Source organism: Vibrio sp. S11_S32, from assembly GCF_014694465.1.
GTDB classification, from domain to species: domain Bacteria; phylum Pseudomonadota; class Gammaproteobacteria; order Enterobacterales; family Vibrionaceae; genus Vibrio; species Vibrio algicola.
In genome coordinates, this window is sequence record NZ_JAAUWS010000004.1 from 130,089 (window position 1) to 142,829 (window position 12,741).

11 protein-coding genes are annotated in these 12,741 nt (G+C 42.5%); 2 read left to right on the top strand and 9 right to left on the bottom strand.

Features of this window, described 5'->3' with window-relative positions:
* Positions 1 to 55: 55 nt before the first annotated feature.
* The 3 genes from nrfD to nrfB are packed head-to-tail and all read right to left on the bottom strand — an operon-like array spanning position 56 to position 2,332.
* Positions 56 to 1,036 carry a cytochrome c nitrite reductase subunit NrfD gene (gene nrfD, locus HC723_RS04295; RefSeq protein ID WP_153447195.1) on the bottom strand — a complete coding sequence of 327 codons (981 nt, stop codon included), beginning with the start codon at positions 1,034 to 1,036 and terminating at the stop codon, positions 56 to 58.
* The gene (gene nrfC, locus HC723_RS04300) at positions 1,033 to 1,725 is read right to left on the bottom strand and encodes a cytochrome c nitrite reductase Fe-S protein (protein WP_153447196.1); all 693 of its coding nucleotides are present in this window, start codon (positions 1,723 to 1,725) and stop codon (positions 1,033 to 1,035) included. The genes nrfD and nrfC overlap by 4 nt, the downstream gene beginning before the upstream one ends.
* A gap of 1 nt (position 1,726) precedes the next feature.
* Entirely contained in the window at positions 1,727 to 2,332 is a 606-nt protein-coding gene (gene nrfB / locus HC723_RS04305) for a cytochrome c nitrite reductase pentaheme subunit (RefSeq protein WP_153447197.1), read from the bottom strand.
* 488 nt (positions 2,333 to 2,820) lie between these two features.
* Here nrfB and nrfA point away from each other — a divergent pair, with 488 nt between their 5' ends.
* Positions 2,821 to 4,287: an ammonia-forming nitrite reductase cytochrome c552 subunit gene (gene nrfA / locus HC723_RS04310; protein WP_153447198.1), complete on the top strand. Its 1,467-nt coding sequence runs from the start codon at positions 2,821 to 2,823 to the stop codon at positions 4,285 to 4,287.
* 226 nt (positions 4,288 to 4,513) lie between these two features.
* Positions 4,514 to 4,801 carry a YrhK family protein gene (locus tag HC723_RS04315; protein ID WP_190338323.1) on the top strand — a complete coding sequence of 96 codons (288 nt, stop codon included), beginning with the start codon at positions 4,514 to 4,516 and terminating at the stop codon, positions 4,799 to 4,801.
* A 49-nt stretch (positions 4,802 to 4,850) separates the two neighbouring features.
* Here the strand turns inward: HC723_RS04315 and HC723_RS04320 are convergent, their stop codons facing one another.
* The 6 genes from HC723_RS04320 to HC723_RS04345 form a co-directional block, all read right to left on the bottom strand.
* Positions 4,851 to 5,546 (bottom strand): TPR domain-containing protein, encoded by a 696-nt coding sequence (locus HC723_RS04320; protein ID WP_190338324.1) that lies wholly within the window; start codon positions 5,544 to 5,546, stop codon positions 4,851 to 4,853.
* 278 nt (positions 5,547 to 5,824) lie between these two features.
* Positions 5,825 to 7,441, bottom strand: coding sequence for a peptide ABC transporter substrate-binding protein (locus tag HC723_RS04325; protein ID WP_190338325.1), 1,617 nt, complete (start codon positions 7,439 to 7,441; stop codon positions 5,825 to 5,827).
* 457 nt (positions 7,442 to 7,898) lie between these two features.
* Complete coding sequence (pheT, locus tag HC723_RS04330; RefSeq protein WP_190338326.1) at positions 7,899 to 10,301, bottom strand: phenylalanine--tRNA ligase subunit beta; 2,403 nt, start codon at positions 10,299 to 10,301, stop codon at positions 7,899 to 7,901.
* 13 nt (positions 10,302 to 10,314) lie between these two features.
* On the bottom strand, positions 10,315 to 11,295 hold the full coding sequence (gene pheS, locus HC723_RS04335) for a phenylalanine--tRNA ligase subunit alpha (protein ID WP_153447203.1): 981 nt from the start codon (positions 11,293 to 11,295) through the stop codon (positions 10,315 to 10,317).
* A gap of 301 nt (positions 11,296 to 11,596) precedes the next feature.
* Positions 11,597 to 12,136: an NUDIX domain-containing protein gene (locus tag HC723_RS04340; RefSeq protein ID WP_153447204.1), complete on the bottom strand. Its 540-nt coding sequence runs from the start codon at positions 12,134 to 12,136 to the stop codon at positions 11,597 to 11,599.
* A gap of 62 nt (positions 12,137 to 12,198) precedes the next feature.
* Positions 12,199 to 12,729, bottom strand: a complete 531-nt coding sequence (locus HC723_RS04345; protein WP_190338327.1) for a GNAT family N-acetyltransferase — start codon at positions 12,727 to 12,729, stop codon at positions 12,199 to 12,201.
* Positions 12,730 to 12,741: the final 12 nt, after the last annotated feature.

Consider the following 12,741-nt stretch of genomic DNA (forward strand, 5'->3'; position numbering starts at 1 on the left):
TAATAGACCTATATCGCTTAAAGATTTGTATTCTCCAAGCAATATAGGAATCCAATCACACCACCGTCATTTGTCCTGCATACAAAATAAAGGTACGCAGCATTAACACGCCGAGTAAACTCAATCCGGTTACCACGATAACAAAGGTTTTCTTATGTTGGGTTTGCGCCGAACTAAAGTGATTTAACGCTAAAGGTAACAACATACCTATACCGACAACACCAATCCAGAACCACGTTGCCCAAAAACCACTGCCGATTGCCGTTGCCACCGCCACTTCTTTTTGTCCACCGCCAAAATACAGGCCAACAAAAAAAGCACACAATACAAACAGTTCGACCAAAACCACCGGACGCTCAAATCCGTGGATCCATTTTATACTTGGGCTATCGGTTGGCTCTTTAAAGCCTGCGACCCCAAACAAAATACACGCGGCTGCGCCAGAGGATAAACTTGAGAACAAGAATAATACCGGCAAAACAGGGTTATTAAGTAATGGATAGGTTTTGAGCGCTGAAAGTAAGAAACCAGTATACGCAGCCAGTAGCACCGCTAATACCACCAGAAATATTTCAATTCCATTCTCAAACTTTTTACACGCGGTTAAAACCGTATTAATCAGGTTGCGAATGGCCGATAATCCCGACAAATACTTGCTCATAAAGTCGTAGATTTCTTGTTTGAACATCACGCCCAACCAAATAAACAACACCACCATGTAGATTTGGAACAACATTACCCCCATCGACATCACGGATGTTGGGTTGTAATGCAGCATGATTTTCCAAAAGGTCCACGGACGTTGTAAATGGTAAACCAAAATACTGAGACCAAAGATGATCCCAAGTGGCGCAAAAATGGCATTTGCTCTTAAAATACCGTTTAAATTTGCAGGGCCTTCAATCACTTTACGCTTTAAGTAAATTGAAATCATCACCCCACCCGCCGACATGCCTGTCAAAAACAAGTACAGCGCAATGATCCAATCCCAAACTAAAGAATCGAAATGAAACGCATTGGTTAAGATATCACTCATCCTAAGATCTCCCCTTTACTGTTCGGCACTTTATACATCTTAGGCTCGGTACCGAGTTCAGATTTCATGCGATACACAGGGTGAGAATGAATCACTTTGCTTATCTCACTACTTGGATCATTTAAGTCACCAAATACCAATGCATTGGTTGGACACGATTCAACACAAGCTGGTTGCTTACCATTTTTAAGGTTGGTATCACGGCAGAAATTACACTTATCAGCTACATGGGTTTCTGGATTAAAGAAACGAACCTGATAAGGGCAAGCTGCAAGGCAATAACCACAACCGACACATAAATCATGATGGACATCGACAATGCCCGTTTTAGGATCTTTGTAAGAAGCTCCCGTTGGGCATACATGCACACAAGGCGCATTATCACAATGTTGGCAAGAAATACGCTCAAAGGTATAACCCGCATTTGGGTATTCGCCAATTGCTTCACTGCGCTTGATTTTTAAACGCGTTACGCCTTCAGGTACTTTATTCACTTCACGACAAGCATCGGTACAGGCCGTACAGCCGATGCAAAGATTTTCATCATGCACCATGCCATAACGGATCTTGCCATCTTTCATGCTCGCGATCAGTTTTTTGCCCGAAGCCACTGCGGTATTGGAGATCACACCAGTGGTAAAAATTACCGCACCAGTACCAAGTAAAAAGTTACGTCTTGAACACGACATACTAGTCACCTCGTTTATGGTTAGCTTCAAAAGCTGAATGGCAATCAACACACATCTGAATGCGCTGCTTACTTTCAATATTTTTTATCGGATCAGTCGTTGGGTGAACCTTATGACAAGAAGCACAAGATAGTTTTAATGCATGTACATCATGGGTCCAGTCAGCTTTACGCAGTTCTGCAGGGGCATGACAATCAACACATTGTGCATTTTGTTTGGATATGTTTTTTGCATCATCAACTGGCATAACTAAACTTGCCGCCACTTGACCACGGTGAAATTTAATCACTTTGTCAGCGCGATCACGGTGATGAGGTCCAATATTACTATGACAATCGATACAACCGACATTACGGCCAGTTTTTTCATTAATAGCGGTCGCATGAGCACCTTTTAAAGCGTCATGATCGTCCTTATGACATTGAGTACACGCGTAATTTTTATCACGCACAAATTGAACCTCATACTTCCCATCAGAAGAGATTTTTTGTGTTTGATTTAGTTGTGCTATCTCAGTGTTGGCGGACGCTCCTATTGAAAAAACCAACCCGATCAATAAGGTAAGTCCTACCCCTATTGATTTTAAGGCTTTCTTTTTACAGTCCATTTTCTGCACCTTTTTCTTAACAAAATGATCGATCAAAGACCTATTTTGTTCATATAAACTATGCGAGAAATTACTCAGCCCACGATTTTTCTTTGATGGTTGAGTTCATTGGTAACATTTCGGCTACCAAGTCTAACAGTAGAAGTCAACGATCATATTATCGTTCTGGGATCACAATCGCTCTCAGATGCAACTCAAATCCTTTGAATCAAAGGGTACTTAAAAATGTATTAGCCACAACGCTTAACACCGACATTGAAACCTATTTTCAGCAAAAATAAATGGCGCTGATCGGCACTATTTTAAACTCACATTTTTAATATATCTTCTATTGATTTTGATCAATAACCTTACAATTCATACTGCCTATGAATCAAACTTGTTGCTATTATTTATCAGCACTCTACTGCTTATTAATCATTTGCCGCATTCACAACGCTTGGCTTTTTGAAATAATGACTGGAGTAATCACTGTGAATATAAAATGGATGAAAAAAAACGCTGTGAATGCGACCCTTTTGTCTCTGTTGAGCGTAACTACTTTTGCGTTAACCACCTCAGCTCAAGCGACCGAAGCAAAGCAAACCCAAGCGACGACTCAATCCGCGAATCAGAAAATGCGTTTTGATCCTCGAAATGAAAAATTTGAATCTGACCACCCAGAGCAATATCAAAGCTGGAAAGATACCTCTAAAAGCAAACACATTACCGATGCACTCAAAAACGATCCTAATATGGTGGTTTTATGGGCAGGTTATGGCTTTGCTAAAGACTACAATGCCCCACGCGGCCACTTCTATGCGGTTACCGATGTGCGTGAAACTCTGCGTACTGGCGGCCCTAAAGATGCGAAATCTGGCCCGATGCCAATGGCATGTTGGAGCTGTAAAGGCCCTGACGTACCGCGTGTGATTGATGAGCGTGGTGAAGACGGTTACTTTGAAGGCAAGTGGGCTCGCTTAGGAGCGCAAATTGTTAACCCGATTGGTTGCGCCGATTGTCATGATACTCAAAGTGATGATTTCAAAAAAGGCAAACCTGCGCTACGTGTTGCCCGTCCTTACGGCAAGCGCGCAATGGATACTATCGGTCGCCCATTTGAGAAACAAGATCGTTTTGGTCAACAGTCTCAAGTGTGTGGTCAATGTCACGTTGAATACTACTTCCAGAAAGACAAGAAAAACGCGGTTAAATTCCCATGGGATAACGGAGTAACCGTTGACGAAATGGAAGCATACTACGACAAAATTGGCTTTAGTGATTGGACTCATGCCGTTTCAAAAACACCAATGCTAAAAGCGCAGCATCCAGAGTATGAAACTTGGCAGCTTGGCATCCACGGTAAAAACAACGTTGCTTGTGTTGATTGTCATATGCCTAAAGTGAAAAACAAAGATGGCAAAGTGTATACCGACCATAAAGTAGGTAACCCTTTCGACCGCTTTGACGACACCTGTGCGCAATGTCATACCCAAGACAAGAAAACCATGATGAACATTGTTAAGTCTCGTAAAGACAAAGTTCAAGAGATGAAACTTCTGGCTGAGAAACAAATTGTGGCAGCACACTTTGAAGCTAAAGCCGCTTGGGATGCGGGTGCTACCCCAGCAGAAATGAAAGACATCTTACTTGATATTCGACATGCACAATGGCGTTGGGATTATGCAATCGCCTCACACGGTGTTCACATGCACGCACCAGAAGTCGCGCTACGCGTTCTTGGTACTGCGGTAGACCGTGCGACAGATGCTCGTACCAAACTTATCCGCCTACTTGCGAAGAAAGGCATCACGGATCCAGTCAAGATCCCTGATATCTCAACCAAAGAAGCGGCGCAAAAAGCACTGGGTATGGATATGAAAGGCATGAATCAAGAGAAACAAGACTTCTTGAAGACGGTTGTACCTGAGTGGGATAAAGAAGCGAAGAAACGAGAAGCAAGCTATCCTCAATAATGAGAGATAATGATTAAGAGCTGAGCTAAAACAGGCCAAGCTCTTAACGCCTCTTAACACCTCTTCACCATACAATAAAGCCAGATGACGTTCTGTATAGAACAATAATCATCTGGCTTTTTTATGTCGCGTACATTTCTAGCTCTCAGCGCATCACCATAACTCTCGAATCAACTGACTAAAGGTCATCAACGACTGACAAAAACAACAACAGGGACGATAACTTATGGATAGAACACATCCCTCTCCCATCGATATTACGATTGGGCGTGAACATATTATTATTCAGCAACGTTATGAGGCCGCAGGGGCTTTTAATGATTTTCTTATTACCGTTTGGTTCTTGATCGGTAGTTTCTTTTTTCTTTATGACAGCCTTGTGACCGATGGTACTTGGTTATTCATTGCTGGCAGTGTCCAATTACTTATCAAACCAATAGTCAAACTTGCCGGCTTAATACACATCAATAAGAAACAAAAACAAGCCTATCAGAATACTGAAGATGCCAAGTAACGTGGGTGGGCGAGTATAGACTAAAGCTTAGGACTAGGGCTTCGTATTATCAATGCATCAACGCTTTGGCTTGGTTAATTGCTTTAATAATGGTGACGCGATCAACATCGTCATGATTGGTGTCGAGTGCATGCTGCCAAAGATCAATCGCATCTTGGTATTCAGCATTTAAGAAATGATCCGATGCCAATAACATCAATGTAGGCACATTGTCTTTATCGACCGCAAGCGCCTTATCTAACAAGGCTTGTGTTTGTGGGGTAATCCTTTGATTATTTTCATAATATAACGCAGTCGCATGGGCGGAATAAATATTGGCTTGTGGCTCTTTAGCTAAACGTTCGGCGTAACTAAAAGCGGTAGCGGCATTTTCAAACTGATTGGCGTACATATAAGCATTGCCCAACGCGTACCAACTCTCCCCTTTTTGTTTGTCTTTCATCACTAACGCTTGCATCGCTTCAATTTGTTGTTGATTAACTTGTGAGCCGGTTTGGATCAAACCTTGTTGATTTGATTGGGGATCGCTGTGTTGCTGTCGGCTATTTTGAGTCGAGGCTTGCTTTTGCTGCCAATCAGGTTGGCCAATATAATGATAAATAGTTAATGACGCCGAGGCTAAGACCGTGACTAGCAAGATTGGAAACCACCCATTAGGGCTATTTTGAGTGTTCTTTTTACTGCGCCAATAAGCTAAATACACCACCACGGCAAGCACCAATACCACACCAAAAATCCCAATCATTAACGCTTCCTATTGTTATCTATTACGAGGTTTTATGAGTTTCTAAAGCTTATTTTTATTGAACACTCATATTAACTGAATCCCTCTGAAACTAATTTGATCCCACACATTACTCGTCATTTTATTTGCCTTTCTCATCAAAAAACAGTCACTAGCAAAAAAACCAGCCCAACCTCTAAAGCATCCGCTTAGTGATTGGACTGGTTTTTGGATTATAAAATAGCTTGTGTCTTATAAAGTCGCTTGTGGCTTAAATTAACAGCAATAAGCAAACGCTATTATTTCTTCATCATGTACATATCACGAGTATAACGTCGGTCTGACGCATTGGTGGCGCTAAATCCGCCAAGTGCCTCATTTTTTAGCACAGAACGAGTGTAGAAATACACCGGAATAGCAGGCATATCATTAGCAAAGATCTGCTCGGCATGTTGATAGTAGCTTAAACGTTTGGCTTCATCTTGCGTTTGGCTAGCATCTGCCATGGCTTTATCGTAATCCGCATCATGCCAACCGCCATAATTCATACCTGCTGAATCAAAGTACGATAAGAAGGTTGACGCTTCGTTGTAATCCCCCATCCATGCGTAACGCGCGACAGAGAAGTTTTTATCGGCCAAGGCTTGAATAAAGGTTTTCCATTCTTGGTTTGCAATGGTTACATCCGCGCCTAAATTCTTTTTCCACATTGATCCCATCACAATCGCCAGTTTTTTATGTGCTTCACTAGTGTTGTATTCAAGCTCAAATTTTAGTGGGTTACTTTTATTGTAGCCTGCCTCTTCCAATAACTGCTTAGCTTTAGCAATACGATCTTTTTGCGACATTTTCGCCCAATCAAGATCCGGTACTTTAAAGCCAGCAACGGCCGGTGGTGTATTAGTGTAAGCTGGAATTTGCCCCTGCCCTAAAATACGCTCGGCGATCACGTCGCGATCAATAGAATACGCCAGCGCTTTACGTACCCGCGGATCATCAAATGGTTTTTTATCAAGATTGAACAAGTAATAATAGGTGCCGAGTGATGGCATGGTTAATAACTGATCTGGACGCTCTTTTTTGATGGTTTGATACAATTCCAGTGGCACCACTGAAGTGATGTCCATTTCGCCAGTACGGAAGCGGTTATACTCTGCATTCACATCCGAAATCGGCAGATAGGTCACCTTGTTGATCACGGTATCTTTATCATTCCAATAGGCTTTATTACGAACTAGCTCAACTTTTTCATTGATCACCCAATCGGATAATATGTAGGCGCTGCTGGTAACAATGTTGCCCGGCTTGGTCCACGCTTGACCAAATTTTTTCACTGCTGCTTCGGGTACCGCAAAAGTACTTTCATGCGCCAGCATTTTGGTGAAATACGGCACTGAACGTTCAAGTTCAATTTGGAAGGTATGATCATCTAGCGCTTTCACGCCTAAGGTATCAATATTCTTACTGCCTTTGGTAATGTCTTTGGCGTTTTTGATGCCGGCCATTTCTAAATACCAAGAATATGGCGCACCCGTAATTGGGTTAACGACACGTTTAAACGCAAACACAAAATCACTGGCTTTGATTGGCGAGCCATCCGACCAATTGGCATCACGCAAATGGAAGGTATAGGTTTTTCCATCGTCCGAGACTTCCCATTTAGTAGCCAGCGCTGGAATGATATTGCCTTGTTGATCTTCGGTTACAAGACCTTCAAACATATCGCTGATCACACGTGAACTGGCGGTGTCCGAAGACATAGACGGATCAAGGGTTGGTACTTCATCGCCATTACCGCGCACCACTTCTTGTTTTTGAGCCAGTTCAACACCAGCGGGAATTTGTGCGGCAAAAGAGGGATTTATAAGCAGCAAAGAAATGGCGGTTGCCACCCCTGTTTTTATCAGTTTTTGCATCTGGTAATTCCTTTTATAAGATTTGTGCATCCTGCAGATATGATCGCTTTTGTCTCATCTTGAGTGACACTATCTGTGTGTCTTATTCAAAGCTATTCATTTCAAACCGCAAATTCAAAATAGTCATTTCAAACTCACTGTAAATATCATATCAATTACACCAATAATGTAGCCTTCCTGATAGAAAGCATCATTATTTTTACCAGACTTTTAACAAAAATTCATTACCTTAAATCAAAAACAACCAATCTCGTTACACTTATCTTACTTAATACTTCCTATAGAAACCTTCTGATCATCGAATACGTAAAATTAGAAGAATAAAGTAATATTATGAGCAAGTTTTAGACAAAAAAATCCGCTTCCAGAGCTATTGCAGATGAATAGTCTTGAAACGGATTTTACACACTCTTTTGCGAGTGAGGTTACAACTTATTAATCCAACATATTACGAGAATTAGTCGCGTAAGCTGGCATTAAATTTATCGCTTAATGTGGCAACAATCGCCTCTACAGAAGCGGCAATGTCTGCATCTTCTAAGGTACGTTCGATTGATTGAAGGCTTAATGCGATAGCTAGGCTCTTCTTGCCTTCTTCCACGCCTTGACCTTGATACACATCAAACAGTTTCGCGCCCGTTAATAGCTCGCCACCAGAAGCAAGACAAGCTGCAACGATATCGCCACTGGCTACGGTTTCATCGACGACTACCGCAATATCACGGCGGTTAGCTGGGAATTTAGATACCGCTACCGCTTCTGGCAATACACGTTGATTAATCGCTGCCCATTCGATTTCAAACACGATAGTGCGGCCGTTAAGACCAAACTTACGTTCGAGTTCTGGGTGAACCGTACCAATAATACCGACTTCTTTTTCAGTCTCTAAACCGGCATTGATCACGATAGCAGCCGTTTGACCTGGGTGTAATGCTGGGTGTTTCGACGATTTAAAGCTGTAAGCAAGCTCCTTTGAAGTCAGCTCAAGTACCGCCTCTAAGTCGCCTTTCAGATCAAAGAAATCAACGCTGTTAGTGGCGATATCCCAATGTTCTTCACCGCGAGTTCCAGCGATCACACCGGCTAGCATTTCTTCTTGGCGCATGCCGTTTTCAGCAGATTGATCAGGAATGAAACGCATACCGTATTCAAACATACGTACGCGAGATTGTTGACGTTTCTGGTTATGTACTACGGTGTTGAGCAAACCTTGGATTAAACCAAGACGCATCGCTGACATATCGGCAGAAATTGGGAATGGCAAAATCAATGGCTCAATATCTGGCACGATCAATTTTTGCTGTTCAGGTTCAACAAAGCTGTATGTGATCGCTTCAAAGTAACCACGGTCAACCAGTAAATCACGTACGCGTTTTAGCGGTTGATTAACTTCTTTATGCAAGTTCATGCTAAGCGCGGCAACAGGTGCTTGGTTTGGAATGTTGTCGTAGCCGTAAATGCGGCCTACTTCTTCAATCAAATCTTGCTCAATCGCGATATCAAAACGCCATGAAGGAGATGTTGCCGTCCAACCTTCTGTTGTTTCTTTAACATCACAGCCTAGACGAGTTAAGATCTCAACTACATCGGTTGATGGAATTTCATGGCCTAACAAGCTGTCTAGTTTTGCACGGCGTAAAGCCACCGTGTTAGCAGTTGGAAGATCGGCTTTTGATTCAGCGGTAACGATTGGGGCAACCTCACCACCACAAATCTCAACCAATAATGCAGTCGCACGTTCCATTGCAGAAACTTGTAAACACCAATCCACACCACGTTCAAAACGCATGGATGAATCTGTGTGTAGACCGTAGCTACGAGCACGGCCACGGATCGCATCGGGTCCGAAGAATGCACACTCTAACAATACGTCTTGAGTATCGGTGCTTACACCTGATGCTTCGCCACCAAAGATGCCGGCAATTGCCAAGGCTTTTGATTTGTCTGCGATCACTAATGTATCGCTGTTTAGCTCCGCTTCGTTGCCATCAAGCAGCGTCAGTTTTTCGCCTTGCTCAGCCATACGAACCACAATGCCACTGTCGATTTTAGCTAAATCAAACGCGTGCATTGGTTGACCTTGCTCAAGCATCACAAAGTTGGTGATATCAACGATTGGATCAATAGAGCGAATACCACAGCGACGCAGTTTTTCTTGCATCCAAACCGGGCTTTCGGCTTTTACGTTCACATTGCGGACAATACGTCCAAGGTAACGAGGACAAGCGTCAGCAGCGTTAATATCAATCGTGATGGTATCGTCAATGCTTGCCGCAACGGCTTCAACACTTGGTTGCTTCACTTCAAGGCGATTCAATACACCAACTTCACGCGCAAGACCGCGTAAACTAAAGCAATCGGCGCGGTTAGCGGTTAAATCAACATCAATAGTGACATCATTAAGATCAAGGTATTCACGGAAACAGGTTCCTAATACCGCATCTTGAGACAGCTCTAAAATACCATCAGATTCCACATCAATACCAAGCTCGGTGAACGAACACAGCATGCCGTGAGATGGCTGACCACGTAATTTCGCTTTTTTGATTTTGAAATCGCCTGGCAGTACTGCGCCAACGGTCGCAACAGCCACTTTAATGCCTAAACGACAGTTAGAAGCACCACAAACAATATCTAATAATTCTTCTGCGCCAACATCGACTTTGGTAACACGCAGTTTGTCGGCATCTGGGTGTTGTTCACACGACACCACTTGACCTACTTTGACACCAGTAAATGTGCCTGCAACCGGCAGTACATCATCCACTTCTAAACCAGCCATAGTAATTTGATGTGCTAGTTCTTCACTATTGACGGCTGGGTTTACCCACTCACGTAGCCAAGATTCAGAAAATTTCATTATGCTCTAGCCCTTACTTAAACTGTTTTAGGAAACGAAGATCGTTTTCAAAGAATGCACGTAAATCATTTACGCCGTAACGAAGCATAGTTAAACGCTCGATACCAATACCAAAGGCAAAACCTGAGTATTTTTCAGGGTCGATGCCCACGCTGCGCAATACATTTGGATGTACCATGCCACAACCTAAGATCTCTAACCATTTTCCATCTTTACGTTTTACATCTACTTCAGCAGAAGGCTCTGTGAATGGGAAGTAAGACGGACGGAAACGCACCTCTAGATCTTCTTCAAAGAAGTTACGCAAGAAGTCGTTCAAAATGCCTTTAAGTTGAGCAAAGTTCACATGCTCGTCCACCAGCATACCTTCTACTTGGTGAAACATTGGCGTGTGAGTTTGATCGTAGTCGTTACGATATACACGACCAGGCGCAATAAAGCGGAATGGCGGTTTGCCCTCTTCCATGGTGCGAATTTGCACGCCAGAAGTATGGGTACGTAACATAAGATCAGGATTAAAGAAGAAAGTATCGTGATCGGTACGGGCTGGGTGATCTTCTGCAATATTCAAAGCATCGAAGTTATGGAACGCATCTTCGATTTCAGGACCAGAATGAACACTAAAACCAAGTTCGCCAAAGAATTGCTCGATACGTTCAACAGTACGAGTTACAGGGTGAATACCACCGTTTTCAATGCGACGACCAGGTAGAGAAACGTCCAGCGTTTCTGCTGCTAGCTTCGCTTCTAGTTCTGCACGTTGTAATGCGTCTTTACGAGCGGCGATCGCTTGTTGCACTAAACCTTTTGCTTTATTGATTTCTTGACCCGCAGTGCGACGCTCTTCAGGCGGTAATTTACCTAAGCTTTGCAGTTGAAGGGTTAAATCGCCCTTTTTTCCTAATACCTGTACACGCACATCTTCTAGCGCGACAACAGAATCAGCCTGCTCAATCGCGGCCGTTGCATTGGCAATAATTTGTTCTAATTGCATCGTTTCCTCACCTACCGTTGGGTAGTGTTGGCTATGGTTTTTAGTTTGGCTTTTATTCTGCTTATTAAGTAGATATTGCCATTTTGCTCAACGTCTCGTAGAGGTTAAGCTTGAATAACCCCAGTAAAAAGTTATGCAAAATGACTATCACCTAAAACGCTTTCAAAAAGCCCACGAAAATAGTGCTATATAGTAATGAAATGCAGCCCTAAAGCCAAATTGAAATCGCCGTTTATTCTGGTTAATTTACCCTAATAATGGCGAGATTAGCGTCACTTAACCATAATTGAGCCAATGGTAACTATATCAACCCTTTTAACTTCGCCAATCCATAGGCATTGACACTGGTGGCATCTTTAATCTCACCCGACAAAATCATCGCTTCAAATTCAGATAGTGAAAATGATTTCGACACCAAACCTTCTTCTTCCGCATCGAGTTGTGTGGCAGTGTGTTTAAAGTCAGACGCCAGATAAATATGATAGCCTTGGGTAGAATAACCATAAGCGAGGTACTGAAAGCCAACGTATTGCATATTGCTTGCGATTAAACCGGTTTCTTCGCGTAACTCTCCGGCAGCCAGCTCCAGCGGATCCGCATTAGGATTATCTTCCCATGCACCCTGTGGCAATTCCCACAAACGTTGCTCTACCGCATAACGGTATTGCTGCACTAAATGCACACATCCATTCTCAATCGGTAGAATGACCACAAAATCCGGTTTTTCTACTACCCCAAAGATCCCTTCCGCTCCGCTAGCTCGCTCGATCTTATCTTCACGAACTGTCATCCATTTATTTTGATAAACCACTGTAGAATCGAGGGTTTTTATTTCTTTCATTGATTCGATACCTATAAAAATTGAGGGCCACTAAGGCTTAAAAGACTTTAACTGAAGTTAATTTACTCTTTCGATAAGCCATAAACAGCATGATTGATAATTCGACCATTTAGATTTTCACAATTAGAAATCACTCCTTCTAACTTCATGCCTAAACGTTCACAAACCTTTCTACTCGGTATATTATTTTCGCCCGCGGATATTTGAATTTTCTCGAGATTTAAATCAGAAAATGCGATGTTGATAAATTTAGAGACAGAGCGAGTGATGATGCCTTTACCTTGGTACGATTCCCGTAACCAGTATCCGATTTCAGCCATTTTAAGGTTATGATTAATCGAATTAAAACTGATATTACCTACCAATTCATCTTGATAAATAATACCGCATGTCATTGCTTTACCTTCGGCGTAATCCAGTAACGATTTACGTACAAACCGTAAGAAAAAATCTTCCGATTTAGCATGAGAGGGCCATGCAAGCCATTGAGATAAATATTTTTCTTCCTTGGAGACTATCTCAAAGTATTTGTGGGCAAAAGATCGCTCAATAAGGGCTAATTTCAATTCGCTATCAATCTCTATCGTAAACATAAATGTCCTCTA

What these genes read in the sequence shown, in the direction of transcription:
- nrfC (WP_153447196.1), bottom strand. Translation starts at nt 1,725, where the DNA reads ATGTCGTGTTCAAGACGTAACTTTTTACTTGGTACTGGTGCGGTAATT.
- HC723_RS04315 (WP_190338323.1), top strand. Translation starts at nt 4,514, where the DNA reads ATGGATAGAACACATCCCTCTCCCATCGATATTACGATTGGGCGTGAA.
- pheS (WP_153447203.1), bottom strand. Translation starts at nt 11,295, where the DNA reads ATGCAATTAGAACAAATTATTGCCAATGCAACGGCCGCGATTGAGCAG.
- pheT (WP_190338326.1), bottom strand. Translation starts at nt 10,301, where the DNA reads ATGAAATTTTCTGAATCTTGGCTACGTGAGTGGGTAAACCCAGCCGTC.
- nrfB (WP_153447197.1), bottom strand. Translation starts at nt 2,332, where the DNA reads ATGGACTGTAAAAAGAAAGCCTTAAAATCAATAGGGGTAGGACTTACC.
- nrfA (WP_153447198.1), top strand. Translation starts at nt 2,821, where the DNA reads ATGAAAAAAAACGCTGTGAATGCGACCCTTTTGTCTCTGTTGAGCGTA.
- HC723_RS04340 (WP_153447204.1), bottom strand. Translation starts at nt 12,136, where the DNA reads ATGAAAGAAATAAAAACCCTCGATTCTACAGTGGTTTATCAAAATAAA.
- HC723_RS04325 (WP_190338325.1), bottom strand. Translation starts at nt 7,441, where the DNA reads ATGCAAAAACTGATAAAAACAGGGGTGGCAACCGCCATTTCTTTGCTG.
- HC723_RS04345 (WP_190338327.1), bottom strand. Translation starts at nt 12,729, where the DNA reads ATGTTTACGATAGAGATTGATAGCGAATTGAAATTAGCCCTTATTGAG.
- HC723_RS04320 (WP_190338324.1), bottom strand. Translation starts at nt 5,546, where the DNA reads ATGATTGGGATTTTTGGTGTGGTATTGGTGCTTGCCGTGGTGGTGTAT.
- nrfD (WP_153447195.1), bottom strand. Translation starts at nt 1,036, where the DNA reads ATGAGTGATATCTTAACCAATGCGTTTCATTTCGATTCTTTAGTTTGG.